This is a genomic window from Chlorobiota bacterium, from assembly GCA_016710285.1.
Taxonomy (GTDB): domain Bacteria; phylum Bacteroidota; class Ignavibacteria; order OLB7; family OLB7; genus OLB7.
This window is the reverse complement of the sequence record JADJXR010000001.1, coordinates 2,644,774-2,667,159: the sequence shown is the minus strand read 5'-3', so window position 1 is coordinate 2,667,159 and position 22,386 is coordinate 2,644,774. Positions and strand designations below refer to the sequence as shown.

General features: G+C 55.2%; 15 protein-coding genes. 6 read left to right on the top strand and 9 right to left on the bottom strand.

From position 1 onward, the window contains the following. Positions 1-46: 46 nt before the first annotated feature. Positions 47-808, bottom strand: a complete 762-nt coding sequence (locus IPM61_09730) for a hypothetical protein (GenBank protein ID MBK8911593.1) — start codon at positions 806-808, stop codon at positions 47-49. Here IPM61_09730 and IPM61_09725 point away from each other — a divergent pair. Next, positions 801-1,001 (top strand): hypothetical protein, encoded by a 201-nt coding sequence (locus tag IPM61_09725; protein ID MBK8911592.1) that lies wholly within the window; start codon positions 801-803, stop codon positions 999-1,001. The genes IPM61_09730 and IPM61_09725 overlap by 8 nt on opposite strands. 107 nt (positions 1,002-1,108) lie before the next feature. Here IPM61_09725 and IPM61_09720 read toward each other — a convergent pair whose 3' ends face one another. From IPM61_09720 to lon, 5 genes are all read right to left on the bottom strand, one after another. Continuing rightward, positions 1,109-2,578: a hypothetical protein gene (locus tag IPM61_09720; GenBank protein ID MBK8911591.1), complete on the bottom strand. Its 1,470-nt coding sequence runs from the start codon at positions 2,576-2,578 to the stop codon at positions 1,109-1,111. Positions 2,579-2,679: 101 nt separating this feature from the next. Beyond that, positions 2,680-3,060 carry a hypothetical protein gene (locus tag IPM61_09715; protein ID MBK8911590.1) on the bottom strand — a complete coding sequence of 127 codons (381 nt, stop codon included), beginning with the start codon at positions 3,058-3,060 and terminating at the stop codon, positions 2,680-2,682. Positions 3,061-3,260: 200 nt separating this feature from the next. Next, on the bottom strand, positions 3,261-3,794 hold the full coding sequence (locus IPM61_09710; GenBank protein MBK8911589.1) for a sigma-70 family RNA polymerase sigma factor: 534 nt from the start codon (positions 3,792-3,794) through the stop codon (positions 3,261-3,263). A gap of 312 nt (positions 3,795-4,106) precedes the next feature. Next, positions 4,107-4,493: a Spy/CpxP family protein refolding chaperone gene (locus IPM61_09705; GenBank protein ID MBK8911588.1), complete on the bottom strand. Its 387-nt coding sequence runs from the start codon at positions 4,491-4,493 to the stop codon at positions 4,107-4,109. Positions 4,494-4,644: 151 nt separating this feature from the next. Continuing rightward, on the bottom strand, positions 4,645-7,173 hold the full coding sequence (lon, locus tag IPM61_09700; GenBank protein ID MBK8911587.1) for an endopeptidase La: 2,529 nt from the start codon (positions 7,171-7,173) through the stop codon (positions 4,645-4,647). Between the two features lie 150 nt (positions 7,174-7,323). On the opposite strand from lon, the gene IPM61_09695 reads away from it, so the two are divergent. The 4 genes from IPM61_09695 to IPM61_09680 all read left to right on the top strand — a co-directional run bounded on the left by IPM61_09695 (position 7,324) and on the right by IPM61_09680 (position 11,831). Beyond that, positions 7,324-7,884 (top strand): RNA polymerase sigma factor, encoded by a 561-nt coding sequence (locus IPM61_09695; GenBank protein MBK8911586.1) that lies wholly within the window; start codon positions 7,324-7,326, stop codon positions 7,882-7,884. Next, positions 7,874-9,205, top strand: a complete 1,332-nt coding sequence (locus IPM61_09690) for a hypothetical protein (protein MBK8911585.1) — start codon at positions 7,874-7,876, stop codon at positions 9,203-9,205. Before IPM61_09695 ends, IPM61_09690 begins: the two co-directional genes overlap by 11 nt. 107 nt (positions 9,206-9,312) lie before the next feature. Then, the gene (locus tag IPM61_09685) at positions 9,313-10,227 is read left to right on the top strand and encodes a hypothetical protein (GenBank protein ID MBK8911584.1); all 915 of its coding nucleotides are present in this window, start codon (positions 9,313-9,315) and stop codon (positions 10,225-10,227) included. Positions 10,228-10,265: 38 nt separating this feature from the next. Then, positions 10,266-11,831, top strand: a complete 1,566-nt coding sequence (locus tag IPM61_09680; GenBank protein MBK8911583.1) for a hypothetical protein — start codon at positions 10,266-10,268, stop codon at positions 11,829-11,831. Between the two features lie 120 nt (positions 11,832-11,951). On the opposite strand, the gene IPM61_09675 is transcribed toward IPM61_09680, so the two are convergent. From IPM61_09675 to IPM61_09665, 3 genes are all read right to left on the bottom strand, one after another. Next, on the bottom strand, positions 11,952-12,797 hold the full coding sequence (locus tag IPM61_09675; protein ID MBK8911582.1) for an outer membrane beta-barrel protein: 846 nt from the start codon (positions 12,795-12,797) through the stop codon (positions 11,952-11,954). 144 nt (positions 12,798-12,941) lie between these two features. Next, complete coding sequence (locus IPM61_09670) at positions 12,942-17,105, bottom strand: choice-of-anchor D domain-containing protein (protein MBK8911581.1); 4,164 nt, start codon at positions 17,103-17,105, stop codon at positions 12,942-12,944. 173 nt (positions 17,106-17,278) lie between these two features. Further along, positions 17,279-21,403 carry a choice-of-anchor D domain-containing protein gene (locus IPM61_09665; protein ID MBK8911580.1) on the bottom strand — a complete coding sequence of 1,375 codons (4,125 nt, stop codon included), beginning with the start codon at positions 21,401-21,403 and terminating at the stop codon, positions 17,279-17,281. A 255-nt stretch (positions 21,404-21,658) separates the two neighbouring features. On the opposite strand from IPM61_09665, the gene IPM61_09660 reads away from it, so the two are divergent. Next, positions 21,659-22,294, top strand: coding sequence for an outer membrane beta-barrel protein (locus IPM61_09660; protein MBK8911579.1), 636 nt, complete (start codon positions 21,659-21,661; stop codon positions 22,292-22,294). The last annotated feature ends 92 nt before the right edge of the window (positions 22,295-22,386 follow it).

The window sequence follows — 22,386 nt, the reverse complement described above, 5'->3', positions numbered from 1 at the left end:
ACGATACGGGTTCAAGAAAGGAACGATGCAGGGAGGCTGTCCATCCTCAGAAATCTTGCACAAGGCCCACCATCAGCGATTGGCGTATCTGCGTTCGTAGCGATTGCTTCACATCGTGCACCACCGTGAAGTTCCACGTTATCCCCAACAGTTTCCAGACCTTCAGCCGTAGCTCGTTCTCCGACCGCACAGTCCACACGTCCAAATCTTGGAACGAACCGAACATTCCAAAGCGGCCCGTGTAGCTTATCGAAGAATCTATCTGCGTGCTCATCTCGTTCACCCACTCAACGCCGGACTGCGCTTTGTACGCTTCCACTTCCGACGTGCGTGCGTCGTTGGTTTGTTGGGTGTGGTGGCGGGCGCGTATTTGTTGAAGTGCGACACCCAGTCGTGTGCTCCATCTACCATCTTTGCCTCCAAGAGAGTAGGTGCAGCCAAGTGCCTGCTGCGACGTTACCGGGTCCCACAGCTTGGCGGTCCGGGTTCGATGGCCACCGGCAACGGCGAACGACTCGGTGAGGGGTGTGCGGAAGTTGGCACTGAAGTAGGGGTCAACCACCCAGCCAAGGGGCAACGTGATGACACCTTCAGCAAAGGCCTCGTTATCGCCAACGCGGAGTGCGTTTTGGGGGATAGTGTCATCGCGGTAGCTGCCGCCAAGCATGGTGGTGAGGTTCCCGCTAACGATACAAGGCTCGATCTTCCATTGATACTGGCTACGGGTGGCAAACCGCGCCGATAGTACCAACTCATCCCCTTGCCCAGCATTCCATGAGGATGCTCCAACAATCGAGCAATTGAGCATTGTTCCCCTTGCCAGCTTCACCGGCGAAGCGGGGGGCTGGGCAAGAAGAGTAACGCTGGCAATTGCTATCCAAAACAGACAACTCTTACCCGTTCTTTTGCAGAATATCGAGATCATTCTCCACGGCAATTTCAACCGTAATCTTGACCATCATCTTGTTTTTGGTTGCCACAGCCCCAGCTTATCGCAATAATATCAGCGGCGCGCCCCACTCTCCGGAATTCGTACTCACCACCACCCGCTATAAGCCGTTTGCAAGATGAGTGCAGTCTGCCTTTATCATATTCTATTAAAAAACCATTATTCTAATTTCATTAAATTCCATCGAGATTTTTCCAATTTTATCAAAAAAAATAATTTTTTATTTTGTTCAGTTTCAACAGGGTGCAGATATAAGATCTTTTCAGTAAATGGCATTTTAATTTCTTGAGAAGAAACAAGTTCACCTCTAAAATTATATTTGTCAAAAATCATTTTATATTTATCGTTATCTATATCCAGATATATAGATAACGCATTATTGTTATATAATACAAAATCAATGAATTTATATGATTTTTTAAAGATTATATGTGTAGAATCATATATATAATTCAATTTATTTGAAAATATTGAAGTAAATAATTTATTTGAAAAATCAATAAATAAAATACTATCGCCATTGCATAAAATGAAATTTCGCTTGAGAGGAAACAAGGTGTCGCGTTTTTTATTTATTATATTTTTATAGTTGCAATGATCTGAAAAAAAATTATTTTGAAAATCTAATTCCATGATTGCATAGATCGAATCTTTTTTTTGGGAGTATCGAGAATTTTGAAAATATTGAGAAATATAATATTTTTGACTTATTGGATTTTTTCTTATTGCACCATAAAGAATTTTATCGATTGGGAATTTGATTACATCAAAATCGTTTTTATTTATTTTAAATAAGTAAAATGACTTTATCGCATCATAACGTGGCGGTGCACCTTCGTGTTTAGTATATCCACCAATTGAATTAGCTAAAATAATAATTGTATCTTTAATTTTAATGATATTTCTATAACTGATTAGCGAAGGATAGTATTTAAGTAAATTACCCCACACATTAATGTCATCAGGATTTGTATTGTCATATAATTTACTTGCTAATATTGAATCCTTAGGGATATCAATCAATAGAAATGATTCATTTGAAATTTTGAAAATAGAATTGATTTCATCATCAATGCCATAAATTATTCCATTACTTGCCATAGTAGGCGATATAATATTGGAAATTATTATAGAGTCTTCAGATATTGGCTGTATTGATTCTATTGAGATTTTTGACGATATCTCATTTATAATTGTTTTAATTGAATCGACAGTGATCATACCAGACTGCAAATCTTCAAACAAAAAATCTAAATTTTTATACGACATTAATAAAACAGGCATTTTTTTCGAAGCCATCGAAGAGTCTATAAATGCTTCAACAACGTTGGTTATACGATTATTGAATAATTTTCTTTTTGCTATTCCTTCACCTTTTAAAGGTGAATAAATAATTAAATTAATTTTAGAATCAGGATAATGATTTGCAATTTGATCTGATAAGTAGTTGATTGAACTTGCGCAACAACCTACACATCCTTTTGTGTGGGTAATAAAGACAAAAAAAGGATTGATGTCTTTATTTACAATAGAATCTGCGATTGGTTTATAGATATTCGCACTTTGGGGAAGTGCTAATGTCGTAGAGCATAAAAGTATGCTAACTATTGCAAATACTTTCTTTGCCATAATCTTATCTGGTTTTTTGTCTAGATTTTGAATTTTCTATGCAAAATGTATTGCCGTGTATAATTAATTATACACGGCAATACCCCTCTGGATACGATCATCTACTGACTTACTGCTGCAAGCCATACCGAGTAAGCATTATATGTTACTGTAGACGGATTCGAATATACGGTTCCTTCTTTTGTTGAAAGATTTGTACAAACGTTTGCATTCACGAACCCTGTCCCAACCTCTTCATTTGATGGGTCGTGTATAAACGCGTTATCCGAATAGGTCTGCCCTGGGCCACATGGAGTAAAGGATTCTGATGTTTGATTGGAATAAGTCTTTCCGGGGATGGTGACTACTCCAGTAGGGAAATATAGTGTTATGCACTTCCCCTCGCTTTCATCTGTACATCGAATTTCGAATGTGGTCGTCGTAGCTGAAGCGTTAGCGATAACCATGGTTATCATCGTTAACAGGCTGAGTAGTAGTTTCATTGTAGGACGTTGGTTAGTTGTTTGTTGTATTGCAGCCATCTCCATTCATTCCCTACGGTTGGGGCTATGGGAACTTCAATGCAGTAGGAATGCACTGCCGTTGCTCATGGATCCAACACAATAAATGTACTGCTGCTGATAGCGTATTCAGCGTTTTTGCGGTTGGGAGAGGAGCCATTACTGGCATTTCTTCGCGCCCGTTATTCTCCCATGTACCGCTTTATCTTCTTATATAATCGGTGCTTCCGTTGCCGCACTGTTACCACCGTTATCTCCAGTTCCTCCGCAATCTCTTCGTTGCTAAACCCTTCCATCGTTAAACGGAGTAATTCTGCTTCATCCGGCCTCAACCTCTCTTTCAGCCTTTCCAAGTCCATGTTTGCAATCAGCCGATCCTCCCAGTTTTCATCCCCACTTCCAGAGTGGATTTCTTCATCAAAATCCTCATTCCCTTTTCTGCGAGTCCCTTTGCGGCTCTCCCGCCGCCGATAGTTACTTGCCTGATGCCGCAGAATGCTCATCAACCAAGCCCCACCTTGCTCTTTTTTCTTCAGTGTATGGTATGTTTTCCAGCCTTTGACTCGAACCATCTGCAAAATTTCTTTGTGATCGTCTTGATCGAGAACATGAATCCGCAACCACTTATTCATAGTGGGATGCGTGCTTTGAAAAAGCTGTTCATATTGTTCGTACATCCCGCGATCATGCGCGTTCTGGTGAGAGGAGAAAGTCATGCAAGCACCGGTATTGGGCCAATAATTCCCGTGGAGTGACGTGGTGCGATTAGGGGAGCCAGAATAGCAGATATTACATTCGCGATCCTCGTCACCTGATAAGACACCGGGGATCAGCGATGTGTGACACCGATAAGCAAAAAAAATTCACAACTTTTCCATACCATCAACTCAATGATGCACATGAGCTTATGAATTATGGATTCCGACCCATTCTCCCCTTCCCAAAAACAACAACGCTGCCGAAGCGGAGGTTTGCACCTTCCATCTTCGGCAGCGTTGTTGTCTGTTTGTCTGGGATCTGTTCGGGAATTATTTCCCTTCTTTTAACGCCCGCCACTGCTTCAGTTGATCGGGGGTAAACAGGGCTTCAAGGTTCTGAACGAACGTTGTCAGCGCCAGCGATAATTCCACTTCTTTGTCGGCCCGCAGTTTCAGCACTGACTTCAACTGATCGGTGTTCACCTTTGCTGCCTTCTTCAGGGCTTTCTCCTCTTCCAGCAACCGGTTGATCTCCGCGCGCATCGGCTCGGTCTCCTTGCGGAATGCTTCGCGGAGCTTTTTGACTTGGTCGCGTTGTGTTTGCGTCAGCCGCAGTTTTTCGATGATGTCATCGGTGTCTTGGGCGTGAAGTGGCTGGCCCAGTAGGACCATCCCGAACAGCATCGGCATCAGCCAGCGTAGAATGTGGAGCTTCATGGCAAACGTCCTGGAAAAAGTCAAACGGTTATTGGCAAATATGGGAAGAAATCCAACGCTCTGGGCTTTCCTCTTCACTCCATTTTTGTTGGCGGGGCTATGACCGGATCACTATGCCTGAGTTTAAGAAGGCAAAATGAAGCCGCAGAGCTTATGCCGTTGCCCCGTTCCCACGGCGATTTCGCCCAGGCACCACCGCCCCCTTCGGTGCTGGTTTCTTTGCTGCTGTTCCCTTTTTGCTGGCGTTCGTGCCGGCCAACGTAACGGCCATCGAGGCGTTTCTGAACACGTGCGGGATTGCCTCCTGCAACGTCTCCACCGGCACAATTTCCAACCCCTCTTTCACGCGGTCGGGAATGTCGGCAAGGTCCTTCAGGTTTCCTGCGGGGATAATCACCGTTTGGATGTTTACCCGGCGCGCGGCCAGCAACTTCTCGGTTAATCCGCCAATCGGAAGAATCCGCCCGCGAAGGGTGATCTCCCCAGTCATGGCAACATCGGACCGAACCGGGCGTTGCGCCGCAGCGGAGATTACCGCCGTTGCCATCGTGATCCCCGCCGAAGGCCCATCCTTGGGGATTGCCCCTTCCGGCACGTGCAGGTGGATCTCCTTCCCTTTGTAGAAATCCTCCGGAACCCCCAACGCCCCTGCGTTCGCACGGATGTAGGTGACGGCGGCGGAGACCGACTCCTTCATCACATCGCCAAGCTGGCCGGTTAGGGTCAGCTTTTCGATTCCTGGAACAAGCGAGACCTCAACGGTAAGCGTGTCGCCCCCGACGCTGGTCCATGCAAGCCCGGTTGCCGCGCCAATCATGTCCTCCTTCTCTCCAACCCGATTGCGGTAGCGGGGGACTTTCAGGTACTTCTCCACCAGCTCGGGGGTGACGGTGATGCTGGGGGATGTGCGCGGTTTTTTCCGGCCCGGTTTTTTCGGGGTGGTTTCCGCTGCTTTCTCGCCGTTGCGTTCCACGATCCCCTTGGCAATCTTCCGGCAAAGGGAAGCGATCTCCCGCTCCAGATTTCGAACCCCGGCCTCGGCGGTGTACTCACGAATCACTTTCATAATGGCCGCATCGGTGAAGACGATTGCTTGATCGGCAAGGCCATGCTCCTGCAGCTGTTTTGGAATGATATGCCGCTTGGCAATCTCCACTTTGTCGTGCTCCAGATAGCCGTTCAGCTCAATGATCTCCATCCGGTCCTGAAGCGGCAGCGGGATGTTGTACAGCACGTTGGCCGTGGTGATAAACAGCACCTGCGAAAGGTCGTAATCCACCTCCAAGTAGTGGTCGTTGAATGAGGTGTTCTGTTCCGGGTCCAGCACCTCCAACATTGCCGAGGATGGGTCGCCACGGAAGTCGGCGCTCATTTTGTCAATCTCATCCAGCAGCATCACCGGGTTCACCACGCCGGCGCGCTTCATGGATTGGACGATCTTCCCCGGCATCGAGCCGATGTACGTACGGCGATGCCCACGGATTTCCGCTTCGTCGCGAACGCCACCCAGCGAGACCCGAACGTACTTCCGCCCGAGGGCGCGGGCGATAGATTTTGCCAGCGAGGTTTTCCCCACCCCGGGCGGCCCGGAAAGGCACAAGATTTGGCCACGCATATCCTTCACCAAATTCAGCACGGCGATATGCTCAAGGATTCGCTCCTTGGGGCGTTCCAGCCCGTAGTGGTCTTCGTCCAGAACGTGGCGGACGTGGCTGATGCTAAGATGATCTTCGGTTTGGTGGGACCACGGCACGGCCGTCAGCCACTCCAGATAGTTGCGATTGACGGCAAACTCTGGCGACATCATCGGGGTGCGGCGCAGTTTGTCCAGCTCCTCCCACGCACGTTCCTCCACTTCCTTCGGCATCTTGGCGGTGCGGATTGCCTCGGCCAACTTTGCAAGCTCGGGCGATCCTTCGCCATCTTCCTCCAACTCCGTCTGCAAGGCGCGGATTTGCTCCTGAATCAGGAATTGGCGTTGCGATTTGTGGATGGTGTCGGAGACCTTCGTGTCAATCTCCTGCTCCAGCTTCAGCACCTCAATCTCTTCGTGAAGCAGCCGAACCAGTTCCAGGTATTGCTCGGCAATGGAATGGATTTCCAGAATCCTCTGTTTGGATTCGACTTTGGTCATGATGTTGGCCGCCACGAAATAGAGTTGGCGGACGGTATCATCAATGTTCTCAAAGCTGATCAGAAGTTCCTGCGGCAGGCCGCGATGCAGGCGGATGTATTCTTGAAAGAGTTCGGAGGATTGGCGAAGCAACGCTTGCATCTTCCGGTCGTCTGGTGCGGTCTGTTTGATGATCTCGACTTCGGCTTCCAGGAACTCCTCCTGTTCCACAAACCGCTGGATGCTTCCCTGGTGTTCGCCTTCCACCAAAATTTTCATCAGCCCGTTTGGCAGGCGCAGCATCTGGACAATTTTGGCGACGGTTCCGTCTAGGAACACGTCCTGTTCCCCGGGTTCATCAACGCCGGAGTTCATCTGGGCAACCAGCATGATGTATTTATCACGGCTAAGCGCTTCGGCAGCGGCACGCAGCGATGACTCGCGCCCAACCAGCACAGGGAAAACCATGCTGGGGAAGACCACAACATCGCGGAGTGGCAATACCGGGAGAACGGTCGGGCTTGACTTCTCCCCTTTCTTGGCGGCTTTTTTCAGTTGTTTTATCATAAGTAAGGCAGCAAAGATAGACCCCTCCCCCTGATATGCAAGGTTACTCTGTATATCGGGGCTGCGGAAAGGGGTGCGAGCGATGATGACGAACAGCCCTAATTTTTCCGGTAACTATTGTTGTGCTGTTGTGTATGTTTCGTTCAACCAATGGGAGCAACAACGACGATACGGAAATCGGAACTGCCGGACGACGATCTGTTCATGCAGGCAAAGGAAGGGGACGTTGAAGCCTTTAATTCCCTGTTCTACCGATATGAACGGAAGGTCTATGTCTATTGCATGAAGGTGCTGATGGATGAAGACCTTGCCCATGATGCGTTCCAGGAAGCGTTCATGCGGCTGTACCAGCACCGCCAAAGCTACGACGGGCGGAACTTCATGGTATGGTTCTTCACCATCGTGCGGAACGTTTGCCTGAACATGAAGCGAAACCGAAAGGTCACTGTCCCGTTCGAGACCTCACAAGCGAACGTGGCCAACGCCGAAGTCCGCGACGTTGTTCTGTACGAACAGGTTGCCGCAGCCCTGAATAAGCTACCACACGATTACCGAGAAGCTATCGTGCTGTACGAGTATGAGGGCTATTCCTACCAGGAGATCGCGGAGATTATCAACGCTTCGATAGCAACCGTCAAGATCCGGATTTTCCGCGCACGCAAGATGCTTCGCACGATACTCTACCCAGTGGTGCACGACTATGAATTTTGAACGACTCATCAATAAATATCTGGATGGAACCATCTCCAGCAAGGAACTGCAGCAGCTTGAACACCTGCTGCAAGCTCCCGAAAATATGACGGCACTGCGTCACACATTGGAGATCCGCTCGCACATCCATGATGACCTTCTTCAGCTGGTTCCGCCATCGCCGTTAAGCGAGCGGACACGGGCGGCGGCGGCTGCGCAATTTGCCAGCTTGCAACGCCCGCAGCCGATCCCCCCAATTATCCACACCGAACCGAAACGCCGCAAGGGAATCCTTCCGTTCCGCGTTGCAGCGGGCGCGTTGGTGGCTGTCTGGCTTACCACCATGCTGGCCCTGACACCAACCATGCTGAGGGATACTCAAGGCGACCGCACGGCAGCGAACCAAACAGTGCAAACCGCGCCGCCATCCACGCCGCTTGCCAATGCTGGGCGCACCGCTCGCGGATCCTTCCGCACAGCAAAGCGGAAGAGCGCAACAGCAAACCAGCAGCTTGCGGCGGCGGTTATCGTGCCCCAGTCGGTTCCATCAACTCCCATCGTAACCGCTCCGGCGGCTACCGACAGTTCCACGCTGCAAGCGGCCGAGCAAGCACCGCCACCATTGGTGGAGATGCCGCCGTCGCTTGTGTCGTCGCTGGGGGTAATCCCTCCACAGGCATTGCACAGCAACGGGAGGGACCAGGATCAGGGGAATGGCCAAATCATCCCGCCAAATGGCATTGATGCGCCGCCCGTTGCACCGCAACATCCAACCCCAGGCAACCGCTTGTTCGCCGTTGGGGTGGCGATTGGTTCCGGCAACGTCAATAAGCTGCCCGCCGCCAACGTGCTGATGCAAAACACCTACTACTTTGCGTTCAGCCTTACGAAGGAAACCCGGGTTGGGGTGGAGATGGGAGCCTCAACATTCTACCAAAAACCGACCGTGGGACAAGGAGGCGATGGGTTTGCGAAAGGAATGGTAGGCGATCCCGGAATGGGGGCAAAAGGTCCAACAGGGCCAGGCATCGCCCCGCCGCCCATTCCCGGCGGGACTTCTACGACGGAGCAGGAGCCAGAGCGGAGCGTCACCTACGGCGCGATCTTCTACGACCGCCGCCTTTCGGTTGCCCGTTCGTTGGACCTTTGTGGGCGCGTCACCGTTGGTGCTGCCGATAACGCTTTGCTTGGCAACCTGCGGGCTTATCTGGCTTACTCCCCTTCCAACAACGTCACGCTGACGGCAGGCATTGGGGGCGCAGGATTGTACAACATCACCAACGCCGGCGGGGAAAACAGTGTGAATTATGGCGTGTACTACGGCATCGAAACCGGCTTCTAACCCACTGAATCCACAACGCTACTGACCATTGGAAGCGCCGTTCTTGCAACCAGTAAGATCGGCGCTTCTCTGATTTTCCCCCGCATATTCACATCTTTAACCTACTCATGGCATTTTCACGTACTTCATCGCTCTTCCTTGCCACAGCCGCATTGTTCTTTCTTGCGGCCTCGGTTGCCCATTCGGGTGGTTCCGGTGTGCTTCCATCGGGGCAAGGGGTTGTGCGGATTTATGGCGGGGCCGGAAGCGCCGAAGGCTACTACACCGCCGAAGGGGACCAGAACCGCTTCGACACGCTGCAAACATCGTTTGTCGCCACCATGTTTGGCTTGTCGGCCGATTACGGAGTGATGGAGGGATTGGAGCTGAACGCCGCGCTCCCAATCGCATACTTCCGCATCCACAGCAACGAACGATTCCCGGACCGGAGCATCTTCTCCCCGGTATGGCTTGGGCTTGGGGGAACCTACCAGATCACCGGCGGCAGCGTTCAGACCTCGGTCAGCACCATGCTGAAAATCCCCCCAGGGTTTCATCAAGGAATCTACGACGACCCCAACCACCCCACCTTCCTCAGCGATGGCTACTTCCAGCTGACCACCGCGGCCAACCTTGGCATTGTGATGGAAGAAACATGGCTGAAAGGGAGCGTGGGCTACAATTGGCGCGATGAAGAGCCGTTAGATGAAATCATCATCAATGCCGAAGTTGGATTCTCGCGGGTGGAAGGGACCGGAATTTTTATGGAGGTCCAAACGGTTCTAAGCACCGGGGACGTTGCCACCCCGGCCCGCCCGTTTTACGCCGGGACAGCCGGAAGCACCGAAGAACAACAACGGCTTGATGGAGGAACCGGAAAGTTCCGCACGATTGACCGCGAAAATTACCTTGCGGTCTCTGCCGGGGCTTTTGTATCTATCACCGATGCCATGTCTGTTGATGGGCGGTACAACGTCCGGTTGCTTGGTGCCAACGCGCTTGCCTTGCAAGGGGCATTCTTGGGGCTGAGCTATCGGTTCTGAACTGCCCCGCGCCCGATGTTTTGCAAACTTCTCTGCCCATGCGAACCGATGCCCGCTATCTGATGTTCCTGTTCCTGCTTGCCGCCATCTGGCTTGGCACAGCAACGCAATCAGCAGCGCAGATTTCTATCTACCCCACGGTATTCTATGCTGGCCTTAACTCACTTACCATCCGCGCCCCGCGTGGGGTGATGAAGGTGGAACGCCGCCAGTCCGGAGTTTGGGGGCCGTTTGTTACCGGGCAGGAGTCGCGCGATTTGCGGATTATCAGCAGCCCAATCTTTACCCGCTGCGCCACCAGTGCCCAGTTTATCACCCAGGTGAAAACCATCAGCCGAACGGTATCGCTCCACTTGCGGGTCACCGATTGCAGCGGGGAAACCGAAGAGTTTGTGATCTCCACCGAGTACGAATGGAGGATCAGCCGCGAAGATTTTGGGAAGGTGAAACCCGGGGAGGTTGCCTGCCATGAGTTCCACGTGATCACCGAGAACCATGCGTTTGTGGTTGACTCCATTGTTAGCCCTTCGCCGCTGTTCACCATCAAGTTTCTGCAGCGGAAGCCGCCGGTGAAGCTGCCGGAAAATTTCACCTATCGCTATCAAGTCTGCTTCCAGTCGAACCGCCCCGGGGGCCACAAGGTGCCGATGCTGGTCTATCTGCGCCGCGACCAACCGTCTGGTGGGTTTAACAATTACATCGTTGCCGACACCGCGTATGTCTCCGTTGTTGGGCCGCCTCCATCGCTCCCCACCCCGCCACGTCCACGCCCTGTTCCCCCACGTCCGCGACCGCGCCCACGGCCACGCCCGCAACCGGTTCCGGTAAAACCGCCCGACACGCCAGCAGTGCGGCTTGCCCTGGCCACGCCGGCACCGCAGCTGCAACAGCCCGCGCCGCTGGCCATTGCCGAACGCCACGACCACATTGCCGCGCCGCAACCAATGGCAGCAACCGCGCCACCGGAAATCATCATTGACCCGGCCGCGCACCGGCTGATTCTTGGCCCCACCGGGCGATCGGTTGAGGAAGGGGAAGGGTTCCTTGCCAACTACGATGGCGCAGGCTGGCTTGCCGGCTATGCCCCCGTTGACCGATTAACGCTGCTTGCCGGGGCATTGTACGTCCCCTCCTTTATCAACTACTCGCTGACCGCATCGGCGGGTGGCCGGTATGAAGTGGTGCGGGCCGGAGCCGTGCGTGCAGCCGTTGGCGTGCAGGGGCATTATTCCGAAAGTGAGATTTCCACGATTGTTGCCGCTTCCCCCTATGTATCGGTAAGCATTGGCGACGACGACAGCCGCGCAACCCTTTCGGGGGCGTACTCATGGCGGCATCACTCCCCCACCTACGAAGCCCCCTTCGACCGTTCCGCGTTTATTGTTGGCGGCGGAATGGACCGCCGCATTGGCCGCCACTGGAAAGCGATTGTGGAAGCATATTGGCTGCAAGACTCCGATTATTTACCGCTGGGATTTGCTCTCCGCTGGTTCAACAATCGTTTCGCAGTTGACCTGGGTTTGAACCTAAACCTCCCAACCGGGAATCATCCAAACGCCACCATTATCCCCGCTCCAGTTATTAGCGGGACGTGGGCCTGGTGAGTAATAATTGGGGAAGCACTGCTTCCCCCCTGCGAACTGAGCAGACTAAAAAAACAGCAGGCCGGAAATTTAAATTTCCGACCTGCTGTTTTTTTAATGCTGTTTTTTTATTGCCGGACCTCAATCCCCCAACGGAGTTCCCTTTGGCGGCTCGGTGGTGTACATCAGGGAAAGCCCAAAGCGCAGTTCGGTTTGGCTCCAGTCAATGCCCGAAACGGGGGAGGTGAAGCCAAGCATGGTGCCCGCTTCCGGGCGGAGCGCAATGCTGTTGGAGAGATTGATATCGAACCCGATGCCCGCAGTCACCCCGGCTTGGAAGCTGCTGGTTTCCTGAAGGTCGCCGCTGCTGTTGTTCCGTTCGGTTGTTCCGTCGCCGTAGCGCGCTCCGGTTGGCGAGGCGACCTCTTCGTGGTGGGTGAATGTTTTCCCCATCAAGAACCCAAGCCGCGCCCCCACAGCAAAAACCAACGGTGTCGAGCGGCTAATCTGGTAGGTGGCCGATGGCTCCACCCGAAGCTCGGAAAGGCTGGTTTCCACCACGTACTTGCTGGTTACTGGCAGCACCATCCCCATTGGGTTCATTGCCGGGCCGATAAGTTCGCTGGCCTCGAAGGTGGTGCTGGCCGATGCGAACCCAACCCGCGCCTGCCAGCTGATATGGGAAACGGCATCCCCTTGAAGAAGGGCTGGGCGCATCGCCACCATCCCCGCCACCATAAATCCATTCCCCGAACCGCCATCGAACAGCACGGTATCCCCTTTGCAATTGTTGATGCCGGGAAGACTTGCAAACGAACCCGAGCTGCTCCCGATTACCACCCCGCCATACCCGCCAAACTGCAGCAAGGGAACCGGAAGTGATTCGCGCGCGCCTTGCGGTTGGGCCACGGCGGCAACCGCGCAAAGAAGCATCAGCGCGAATAACGCCCCGCACCGATTGATGTATGTGATGTAACGTTCGTGCATATCGCTGAAAAAAGTCGGAAGACCTTGTGAAAGTTGCTGTTTATGTGTGTGAGGTCCGTTGGCAACCATGCCACGGCGCAGAATGGCCGGCAGCGCGGGGCGAACATGCAGCTGATGCTGTTTTTTTGCCCCGCAATCCGGTTTTTATTTGACCAGCACCAATGGCTGGCGAAGCACGGTTTGGCCGTAGTGAAGCTCGCAGAAATACAGCCCGGCCGGAAGGCTATTCGCCTGGAACAGGACGGAGTAATCGCCAGCCGGAAGCTGGCTGCTAACCAACGTCCTGATAGGCACGCCGCGAAGATCGGTGACAACAAGCTGGACGCTTCCCGCTTGGTCAAGGCCGAACTCAATGGTGGCGCTGCTGCTGAACGGGTTGGGATAGAGTGCCTTCAGCGAGGCCCCTTCATCCAGCAACACGTAGCGATCTCCATCTATCCGGCAGATGCCGTCGGTAAGGAAGCTGCCATTCTGCCGGTTGACCGTCACCTGGCGGTTTGGCGGCGTTGTCACCGTCACCGAGTCAATGGTGATGATGGTGGAGGAGGTATCGCCAAGCAGTGCCAGGCACTCCAAGCGCGCAATCTCACCAGTGGCTGGGAACGTTCCGCCGCTCAGGTCAATGGCCATTACCCGCTGGTCCCCAACAATGCGGCTGTCGGCGATTGTTGCGGTCATGCCAGGAAGCTGCGAGAAAGAACGCAGCGGAGCCAGCAGCGTGTAGCGATAATGGAGATAGACCCGCATCGTGTTGATTGCCGCAGCCGTTAGGTTGTCCGATCCGGTGATAGAAAGCGGAATCTGAACGTTCTCGTTCACCCTTCCAATCACGTTGTTCTGCGCCCCCACCGTCAACTGCGCAATCACGATATCCTCACCCACCGCTTCCCCAGCAATCGCAAGGCTTAGCTGCTGGCCGCATGGCGCATCCACGGTAATCGTGGCGGTTCCCGTTAGCTTCCCTTTGGCTTGCGGCGCGTAGGTGAACTCAATCTCCAGCTCACCTCCAGCAGGGATTGTTGCCGGGAACTGCGCTGGCTTGGTGATCGTCACCTCCCCTAATCCTCCAAGATCAATCGCCCCCACCGTTCGCCCCACCGTTCCGGTGTTCCGCAGCCGGATTGTTCCGGTCCCCGTGGTTTTGATGTTTACCTGCCCAAAGTCAACCCCGGTCGCGCTTAGCTGGGTTGAGGGCTGGACCCCCTGGCCCACCACGTTCACGGTGGTGGTGCGTCCGCATGGCCCCCACTCGATGTTCAGCTCGCCGTTGAAGATCCCCTGGGCCGATGGAGTAAAGGTCATCGTGAAGGTGCGGCTTGCCCCGGGGTCCAACACAATCGGGTAGTTCTCCTGCATGAAGAACGCCGGGTTCCCCGTGAAGAAGGCGCGGTTGATGGTGTCGGCAACTTGGCCGTTGTTGGTAATCGTCACCTGGGCGGTGGTGTCGCCATCGCACAGATAGACGGTGCCAAAATTGACCGTTGCGGCGGAGGTTGCCAGCGATGGCGAAATCCGCTCGCCGCTAAGGCTTACCGTTGCCCGCAGGTTGCATGGGGCCCCAACCGCAGTTAAGGTTGCGGGGAAGCTCCCATCGGCAGCGGGCGCGAACCGAACGGTGACTGTTTTGGGAATGCCAGGATAGATGATGATCGGCAATGGATCATCCACTCCGTAAGCGGTTGCGCTGCCGAAATCAATGGAGGTGATGGTGTCGGGGACGCTGCCGTCGTTGCTGAAGGTGATGGGAAGCCGGACGGTGTCGTCGCAAGCCAGAACCCGCGGGAACGGAAGCGACGCAACCGACGGGGTCAGCGTTGTGGTGTCCTTCCGTGCACGAAGGTCAATCGCCAACGTTGGCGCATTGACGGCGGTTGTCGTCAGGTCCACCTGGGCCACACGCGCCCCGATTCCTTGCGGAGCAAAGCGGACGGTGAACGAAAGGCTTCCCCCGGGCGGAATCGTCTGCCCGGCCGGCGAGGCCCCCGTGATGGTGTAATCACCGGCGTGGGTTCCGCTGATGCTGGCGGTTTTAATCTCCACCGGTTCATCCCCCACGCTTTTCAGCACGATCACCGAATCAACATAGTCCGGCCCGCTACAGAGGTAGCTGGAGTACTCCATGGACCGGCTAACGCTTAGCGAGGCCCCGGCCCCCTTGAACCCGCGAACGGTGATATCAATGGGAGTAAGGCATGGGCTGCCAACAATCCGCATGGTGCGTTCGGTAAGGCCGTCGCTGCTTGGCGTGAAGCGGACGCAGATGGTGTCGGCTTTGCCGGGCTGGATTGTTACCGGGAACTGCGTTGGATCCATCACCTGGAAGCCCGGGCCATTGAACGTAATTGCGCTCACGGTCAGCGGGCGCATCCCCTCGTTCTGGACAATCACGCAGGTGTCGCGGGTGGCCTCGGTGGATTTCAGCACCCCCAAATCGAGGGTGCTTCCCGGCACCCGCAGCTTTGCGCTGTCGCGGATTGCCGTCACCGGTATCTCCCACACCTTCTTGTTGTTGGCATCGGTGTAGATCGTGAGTTTTCCGGTATAGACCCCCGGCGTGGGGGTTTTCACCACAAGCACAATCTGGTTTTTCAGCCCCGGCAAGTAGTTGAACGGGGTTGGGTTTGGCTTCAGCACCTCGATGCCAAATCCGGTGGCCTTGATGCTATCAATCAGGAACGGGTTGTTCCCAAAATTCTCCACCGAGATTGTGGTGTCGGTCTCGTTCTGGCAGCTGATGATGTAGAGTGAGTCAATGCCAAACTTGGCGCGTGAACGGAGGGCTTCGCCCGCGTTATGGCCGTAGGCATCGTCCCACTCGAACCCGTAGGCAATCACGCTTAGCGGCTCTTCCGCCTCCACCACATGCTGCCGGGGTATCAGTTTGAGGATACCGGAAACATACTTACCATCGCTGCTTGGTTTATTGAAGATGGCGGGATGAATTTTATTTCCATCCAGCAGCACCGAGTCTTTCACTCCAACCGGGACAGTCACCAGGGCATAATGCTCCCACACATGATTTCCGACTGGGCGGTATGGCATGGTTGGGCGGCCTGGTGGGTCGGGGCTAATCCATTGCACAGCGCGGGCGTAGCGGTTCACCGGAAGGAGCTGCGTCATCATCGGCGCGCCGTAGGGGATGTCCATCGTGTCGGGGTCCGGCGGGTTGCCATTTCCGTAGAGTGTGTCGTTCTTGCAGGCCTCACCGCTGTACCCCAATTGGGTGGCGATCACCGGCAGCGACGTTTCGATTTTCATCGGTTCCCGCATCCGTAAATCCACCCATGCGCCACGGTTCAGAACGGTGTCGGTGGTGCTTCCTGGCTTTTGCAGCCGCACGCCGTTGGTGTCAATTGTGGTCCCATCTTTGGTGGCAACAATCCGCACCAGCGATGTGTCCTGGCGTGCAAACGGAGCGGAATAGAACAAGGTTCCCGCTTGGTTATCGCTCAGCTGGGCCTCCATCACCGGTTTGCCGTACCAATTCACTTCCGGGAAGGGGACGGGCTGATCGGGAGGGACCGGAGGATTGGGCGGGGGAAGTTTGGCCGAAGGGGTGTTGGTCCGCCCATAGCCAATCACGCCAATCGGTTTGTTCGATTTAATCGTGGACCCCGTTTGATCGGAAAGATACCCCTCCTGATTCGACTGCGTGCGGAAGCTGATTGCCTGATATTTATTCAGGGTGAAGGTGTAGGGAACGCCCGCCGGGTGGTTGGGCGCGCCAAGATCGGGCCGCCACGTGTCCACCCGTGGGGTGACGGTGACTTGGGTGTTATCCTGCGAAGCAACAATCGTGAAGCCTCCGCGGTCCGCATACTGGCTGTAGCCGGCGTAGGTGCTGACGGTGAAGACGGTGTCGTAGGCCACAACCGGCATCACCGCGTAGGTTTCCAGCCGGTTCAACGTGTCGAACGTTACCTGCACGGTGATCGGTTGGTCGCTGGTGATGACCAGCACCGAGTTGTTGATCGAATTATTGATCAACTGGTTGGTAGGTTGCATAAACGCCGACAGCGGAGGGAGCGGGAAATTCGGCTTAAAAACTTGCCGATCGCCCGCATTCACTGTCAACCCGTTGGGGAAGTAGCTCGTGGTGCCCCAACGTATATTCAGCGTGGTCTTGCGGGAGCACATCACCTCTACGCTGTAGGAGGCGATGTTCTTTTGGGCCTCGGTATGATGAAGAAACGGCGGAAGCACCACCAGATATTCCTTCCCCGTCGGCGTTTGCCCTGCCATATTGCTTGGAAGCACCGCCGCCAGAAGCAAAAGGATGAGAGGGGTAAGAAGATGCTGTCGAGTCATCGTTGGCTGTACGTTGGTATTGCTATCGTTTGGTCGCAAAGATACATGGAGAAGAGGAATCCAGAAGAGGGAGCAATTTGAAGGCAGGTTACAAAGCAGAACCAATAACCCGCCCGAAGGTTACAACCTGCCGAGCGGGTTGGCTTGTTACAAATGTCGTTGAGAGCGAACGATCAGCGCAGGATCATCAGCCGTGCGATTCGTTCCTGGCCGCCGGCACGCACCCGCAAGTAGTAGGTTCCGGTGGCGGCATCTCCAATCGGCAATTCCACTTGTTGCTGGCCCGCCGGAAGGTCCCCATCGAACAGGTGCACAACCTGATTGCCGACCAAGCCTATCAGCGAAACCACAACGCGCCCGTCGTTGGGGACCGTAAGTTCCAGATTGATTGCTTGGCTTGCCGGATTTGGAGCAACGCCGGCAATGCGGAACAACGGCGAAAACTCCAGCAGCCGGTTCCCAAGATTCCCGCAGAAATCAATAATCGTTAGCGAACCATCCGTTGTGCCAACCCCGCCACGAACGCTATCGCCAGTGGCAGGCAGGGTAAGGGTTGCCTTTACGTTGGTAATCTGCAACGGTGTCTGCTCGCTGCTTCCCAGCAGTGCCCGCCCAGTAAGCTCCGCAAGCACCCCTGCTTGCAATAACAAGCCAGAATAGGTAAACATCACAACCCGCTCCCCTCCGCTCACCGAATCCAACCGTGCCGTCAAGGTTCCGGGAAGTGGCGTGGTCAACGATTTCGGGAAGAAGATCCCCGCATCCCAGCGAAGCTCACCCTGCACCGTCACCACTCCATCGGAAGGCACCGAAGCGGAGTAGCGAAGCGGCAACACCCGCCAATCGCCCACCCGCGCCGTGGTGTCTGGTAAACTGAGCGATAACTGAAGCGAAAGGTCACGCCGCCATTCCCCCATCACCATAAAAGTGTCGGCAACGACGCACGGGGAGTCGGCAACGGCAATCGCGCTTGCCACAAAACTTGCCGGAGCGGAGGATAGATATTCGACCCGCACCGCAGCTTCGGCCCCGGCCTCCAATCGAATCGGAAGCGTGGGGCTGGCAATGCGCAAGCCAGGAACCGCAGGGGAGAAGGTGATGGAGCGAACAACCATCGGAACCCCACCGCTGTTGCGCAGCAGCGTGGTTCCCACCGCCAACGAATCCTTCCGCACCCGCCCGATGCTCACATCGTTTGTGGCAGTAAGGGCTTGGGGGAGCACCGAACCACGCAGATACAGGGTCCGCGACAAACCGCACGGCTCGGCACGCAAGTCAATGCTTCCAACAAATTCCCCAACGCCGCCAGGCTGGAACGTGAGGGTTATGGGTTGACTTCTTTCCCCGGGGGCCAACACCAACCGTGCCGGCAACGCCCCCATCGCAAACGCGGCTCCGTTCAGCGTCAATCCAACAATCGTGTCGTGGGTTGCCCCGGTGTTGACGATGCGGAACGTGGTGGTGGCAAGGGCTTGGCATTCGGCGATGGTGCCAAAATCCACCGTGTCGCGGCTGAAGCCGATCCCCGCGCTTTGTTGCTCGCCCCGCAGCGGAATTGTTTTCACCACACCGCACGGCCCCGAATAGATCCGCAGCGTATCCCAATGCACCCCGGGTCCCGTTGGCTGGAACGTCACGGTGATGCTGGCTGATTCCCCCACGGCAATCCCCGGCACACTGATCGCCGACAGCGTAAAATTGCCACCAGAAACCGTTGCTGAATCGAACTGAACTGGCAGCGTCCCGGCACAAAACAACGTCAGCATTCGGGAGCTTGGCGGGTCGCAGCCGCTTAAGGTTCCCAAGTTTAGCCATTGATCCGACACAGCAATCCCCACGGAATCTTTCCGCGCCGATAATGGGATCGCAAGCACCGGGCTGCCGGGGGCGGTGCTGTAAATCCGCGCCGTTGCCGAACGCTCGCCAACCCCGGTTGGAGCGAACTCCATCGGCACAAGCAGCGTGGAATCGGCAAGAATTGTGGCCGGCGCAAAAGGGTTGACCAGCGTAAAATCGCCAGCATACGCCCCCTGAATCTGCACGCTATCCACCCGCAACGTCTCCTGCCCGGTGTTGCGGATGCTGAGCGTGAAAGGCTGCACCGTTGGGGTTGGGCAGACCAACGGCGGAATATCCCCGGCGTACGCCTCGATGCGCGCCCCCCGCAGCCGCTCGCCGCGCAACTCAAGCGTTAGCGGCGCAAGGCAAGGCCCAACATGGAAGGTTCCAACCCCTTTGTACATCCCCGAGCTTCCCGGGGCAAACCGGATCGTCAGCCAAAGCGTATCCCCCGGCTCCACTGTGGCCGGAAGCGCGGGGTCCGCCAGCGTGAACGCGCTGGTGAACTCCGACTTGGTTACGGTAACCGGTCCGGTTCCGGTGTTGACCAGCATCACCTGCTCGGTTTTTGGGATCCCCGCCGCGTCCACTGTCGGGAATGATAGCGAAGCCATGGCAAGCTCGGCCCCCATGCTGTCGCGGTCAATGTGAATCGGGATTTCCAAAGGGCGGCCTGCGCTGGTTTTCGTGGTCAGCGTCAGCGTGCCGTCGTAGGGTCCGTAGTTCGGGAGGGGTATCCGCAGCCGCATCCAACGGTTGGAGAATTTCGTCATAAAGAAGGGGTAGATTCCTGGCGTTATCACCTCCCCCGTGATGCCGCTAAACTCCCCTTTTGTCACCTCCAACTCCCGCCCGCCAATGTTCCGCAGCTGGATGATGGTGTCGAAGTAATCGTTGCAGGTGCGGGCCGTCAGTTCATCGGCCCGAAGCGCGTCGCGGACTAACGTGCCGGCGGGGCTGGAGTAGGCATCGTAATGGCTGTAGCCAAATGCCTGCGCGTTGACCGGGACCGTGGAACTGACTTGGTGAACCCCTGGCTGAATCTTCACAATGGCCGTCACATTCTTCCCATCGCCATGCGGAAGCCCGTAGCCGTCGAAGTCAATCGGATTTCCATCCAGCCGCACGCTGGTGCGCCCAATTTTTGGAGCCGTCACCATCAGGTAGTGGGCAAACGGAACGAACACGGTGTCGGGATCGGGGCCCCCTTTGGGATTCGCCCGCAAGAAATAGCGGGGAAGCAGGTACGGGGTCATCCATTGGTAGTTGGTGCTGAACAGGTCCACCGAGTTCAGCAGCATCATGGAAGGATCGCTGTTGGGCTGGGCGGAGTCGGCAGTGAAATGCGTGGTGAACTGCGCGGCCATAATCGGCAAGCTCCCCTCGATAATCACCGGCTCCTCAAACATAAACGTGTGGGTCTGGCCCGCCCCAAGTGTGGCAATCGGCAGCCCGTTTCGGCGAACCACCGTCCCCGCCTGCGCGGCAACCACTTTGTAGAAGCCACGGGTTTGCCCGGGAAGCGGGCGGGCGTAGAAACGGCGCCCCCAATCCGCTACCGGAAGCATCTGCTCGATCATGGAGTTTTGCGCCCCGCCGATCCCTTCTGGCAGAAACGCCCCAGCGTGGCCGGAGAATACCACCACTGGTTTGTCGCTGGTGATCCGCGAGCCGGTGATGTCGGTTCCTTCCAAATCTTTCGGGGTCACCTGGTAGGCCTCGCCACGGTTGAGCGTTACGGCGTAGGTGAACGATGGTAGATTGCCGTTGGCAGTAACCAGCGAAGGGGTGATACGAACCTCGGTGTTATCCTCCGAAGCAATCACCGCAAACACGCCCCCCAGGTTGGTGGAACTTGGCACCGAGAGCGTGTAATACTCATGGCCGTAATCGTAAATGGGGAAGGCCATGGCGTTATCGGTGACAAAATCGCCATCGCTGGTAACGTTGACGGTGATAAGCCCGTCGCTGGTGATCTGCAACGTTTTCCTTGATTTCACCTCGCCCGGAGGGAGCATGATTCTGGTGCGGGAGATCAGGTAATCCCACACCTCCCCCGGCATCATCGTCCGCGTCTCCGATTGCCCCGTCTCGGTTTGCAGGACCGTCACGGTGCATTGCCCAACCGAAACGATGCTGGCGCGCAAGTAATGGTTGTTGGCGGGGTACATCGCCGGCAGCGTCACAAAAAAACGGCTGCCGCTGGAGGCGGTGTTGGTTTGGCTTGCCGCCGGAATCGCAATGCCAACCAGCAGCAACAGCAGCCCGCAGCAGAATCGTTGAACGAAGCCAACGGCCCCACCAGCCTGCGGTGGTGTGCTGCGTCTTCTTCCCACTGCGTGAAGAACCTCCCCGCCCCCCTCGGTAGGAATGATCGGTGCGGCGGGACCAAACACCCGTAGCCCAGCACTTGCTTGAAGGCCGGAAGAAGATGGATGCAGGGAAAAGCCGTTGGACATGAAGAGTTGACAGTATGGGATAGAGTTCCAAACCGAGGGGCGGAAACCTAACATTTTTTCAGCATCGCAGCACCGCCCAGGAAGAATCTTTTGGAGAGAAGGAAGGGACACCGTTGGCCAAGGGAACAATCCCCCCTTCCGAGGGTTATCGGCTTGGCACATTGGTTGCTGTACAATTGCAAACAATGACTCACGACAGCACCCAAAGGTTACTACAACGTCCCATACACTTCACTTTTTTCGGAGGGGTTGGATATGAACCGATTGCTTTTGTCTGCACTTCTGACGGTTGCTCTTCTCGCTACGAACACTTCGCTGGCCTGGGCGCAGGACACGGAAACAAACGATTGGCACGCTTCGCTGGGGTGTGGCGTGGTCACGCCGGTTGCGCCGCTGAAGTTCAGCGGATTCTACGTCACCGGGTTCTCGTTGAACGGCTCGGTGCTGGGCAAGGTGAACACGTGGCTTTCGGCGGGATTGTTTTTCAGCTACATGGAGTTCCCCCACACCGGCAAAGCCTTGTCGTTTAAGGATCGCTTGGTCCGCTGCGTTGATGGCGGCCAGAAAGCCTTCTTCTCGTTCGGCATGGCCTTGCGCGGCGAACTCTACGAACTGGCCCACTATCGCCTGTACGCCTTGGTTGATGCGGGGCTTACGGAGATGTCGCGCAATAAAGCCACCTACAGCATGAACGGCATGGCCGAAGGAATGGCAATGTATGCCCCGGAAGCATCGGTGACGAATGAGTACGTCGCCGGGGCTGTTGGGGTGGAGTACCGCATCAACCAGGAACTTGGCGTGGCGGTTGAGGCTGGCTACGGGCTTGGCTCGGATGGCGTTATTAGCAACCAGTTCGTGCCGGTGCGGGTCCTGGGAAGAATACGCCTGTAAGCGGCCCAATGGTTGATGAAATCATTGCTGAATAAAGCAAAGCCCAAGTGCCGATCATTCCGGCGCTTGGGCTTCTTGTTGTTGCGTGCTGC